This window comes from Enterobacter cloacae complex sp. P15RS (genome assembly GCF_014895905.1).
Taxonomy (GTDB): Bacteria; Pseudomonadota; Gammaproteobacteria; order Enterobacterales; family Enterobacteriaceae; genus Enterobacter; species Enterobacter quasihormaechei.
Genome location: NZ_JADBQL010000055.1, coordinates 1 through 798 on the forward strand (window position 1 = coordinate 1; position 798 = coordinate 798).

The following is a 798-nucleotide window of genomic DNA, read 5'->3' on the forward strand; positions in this document are numbered from 1 at the left end:
TCACGCAGGACCCGATAGGGTTGCGGGGCGGGTGGAATTTGTATCAGTATCCATTAAATCCCGTATCGAAAATAGACCCTTTGGGGCTAATGGCGTTTGGCGGTGAATTTGGGAAATGGTTGGGTTCCGCAACGAATGCTGCATCGGAAGGTAACATGTCATATGATGATGTAACGACAGCAATAGACGCAGCTAATGGGCCGACATATTTGCCCCCATCTGGCTCACTTTCTGTTGACATTGGAGGTTCTTTAGACGCATTTAGTGGTGGAAGTTTTGCTACTGGAATATCAATTGGGACAAATGAAAGGGCATTAGGAAATAGTGATATTTGTGCGTACTATATTCTTTGTGATCACAGCGGTATAGGATTTGCTGGCGGGCTATCTGTATCAGGAACTATTTCTGGAGGCGGTACTTCCCTTGGTGAAACCAAGTCGAAAGGTATTATATATTCCGGAGGGTTAATGGGCAAGCTTGCTGGTTCAGGAACAAAGGATTCGGCTGGGAATTTTTCAGGATCGCTTAGTGTGGGGCCCGGGCTAGGGGTTTTTGGTGGAGAGTTAACGTGCTCTCAAGTTTCTCGATGCCTGTCCGAATTATTGGGGTAATTAAATGATAAACAAGAAATATATTTCGATTGCAGTGGGCGTTTTTTTTGTTGTGCTCGCCGCACTTACATGGCGGCTTATAAATCTTTCTGTTATACAGGATGATGCGGAGGTAAGAAGCGAAGCTCAACAAAAGGTTTATTACTATCAGAGTTTATATAATAAAAACGATTTCTCCACTTTATAT

At 43.7% G+C, this 798-nt stretch carries 1 protein-coding gene and 1 pseudogene; both read left to right on the plus strand.

The window, feature by feature from the left end:
• A pseudogene (locus IM267_RS21590) lies at window positions 1–89 on the plus strand (RHS repeat-associated core domain-containing protein); the annotation flags it as partial.
• 526 nt (window positions 90–615) lie between these two features.
• Window positions 616–798: hypothetical protein (locus IM267_RS21450; RefSeq protein ID WP_226848268.1), on the plus strand; the 183-nt coding region annotated here is incomplete at its 3' end.